Source organism: Sporomusa sp., assembly GCF_057736855.1.
On record NZ_JBYKYF010000467.1, the window covers coordinates 1 to 1,608 of the forward strand.

Sequence of the window (1,608 nt, forward strand, 5' to 3'; positions counted from 1 at the left end):
GTAGCTACGTCCGGCGGTTCGGGTGTTATTCATCATACGATTGCCAACTATACTGAGATTGGTGATACCTTGCTTACTTCTGACTGGTATTGGGGACCATACAAGGTATTATGTGAAGATGCTCTGCGTAAGCTGGATACATACACTTTGTTTGACGAAAACCAAAATTTTAATATTAAATCCTTTGAAAGCAAAGTTACTGAACTCTTGGCAAAACAAGATAATATAGTGGCTATAATTAATGCGCCGGCACATAATCCTACGGGCTATAGCCTTTCCGATAGCGAATGGGATAGTGTACTCGATGTAGCTAAGGCAGCAGCCAAAAATCAATCAAAAAAGATTATTCTGTTGGTGGATATTGCGTATCTTGACTACGCAGGTGAGAAAAACGAATGTCGTGCTTTCATGAAAAAATTCAGCAATCTTCCTGATAATATTCTTATTATTCTAGCTTTCAGCATGTCGAAGGGCTACACCATGTATGGTCAGCGCACTGGTGCCATGATTGGCGTTTCGAGCAGTAAAAAGGTAATAAAAGAATTTGCTGATATTAACCAATACACCAGCCGGGCTACCTGGTCCAATATTAACCGTGGCTGCATGCGTCTATTAGCCACTATATATAATGATAAAGCTATTTTGGCTCAGGTTGAGAAAGAACGTAATGAGTATTATGCGCTTATTCGGGAACGGTCGGACATTTTTGTTCGTGAAGCCCAAGCTGCTAATCTCCATATGTTACCGTACAGAGCAGGTTTCTTCCTGACAATTCCATCCAATAACCCCGATGCGGTATGCGAGAAACTGCATGATGATCATATTTTTGCCGTACCGCTGGCTAAAGGTATACGTATCGCTGTATGTGCTGTACCATCAGCCAAAATTACCGGAATGGCAGCTAAAATGGCTCAAGCCATGGCAGCCGTTGACAAATAAATTCTAAAACTATAAGGAAATGCTTCGTGTTGCTTGTAATGCATAGTATTACGAGTCAGCGCGAAGCTTTTTTATATCAAAGACAACTATCTGTTGTAAATATCATGGATAACTTTTACCGCGTCACGCTTGGCTGGCATAATTGGGTCTGAGGTAAAAGACTTAGTACAAAGCGAGTCTTTTCTTATGCACCAGTGATATTCTTGCATCATAATATAAAACATATTTTTGTAAGAATATGGGTGGGGTGAGAGAATGGCTAACAATCTTGCTGTTGCTTATCTTCGGGGAGGGCCACTTGCACCTGATATTAAAGGATGGGTAACTTTTCGCAATGTACGGGGCGGTACCATAGTAACGGTTGAGGTTTGGGGATTACCCCGGTTTCAGCCAGCGACCAATACAAAGCAGCCAGTCGGTCCGCACGGTTTTCATATTCACGAGTATGGAAACTGTAAAGTGGGTGATCCAGAGAATCCATTTATGGCGGCTGGCGGGCATTGGAATCCTCATAATCAGCCACACGGCAACCATGCCGGTGATTTACCGGTGCTTTTTTCCAATAAGGGGTTTGCTTATATGTCTTTCTTTACAGACAAATTTACTGTAGCTGAAGTTATTGGTAAGGCGGTTATTATCCATGAAAGCCCAGATGATTACCGAACTCAG

General features: G+C 42.1%; 2 protein-coding genes. Both read left to right on the plus strand.

From position 1 onward, the window contains the following. Positions 1-939, plus strand: a 939-nt coding sequence (locus AC29Z1_RS17730; RefSeq protein ID WP_488272756.1) for a pyridoxal phosphate-dependent aminotransferase, incomplete at its 5' end; no start/stop codon positions are given. Positions 940-1,194: 255 nt separating this feature from the next. Then, a partial coding sequence (locus AC29Z1_RS17735) for a superoxide dismutase family protein (RefSeq protein WP_488272757.1) occupies positions 1,195-1,608 on the plus strand: 414 nt, incomplete at its 3' end.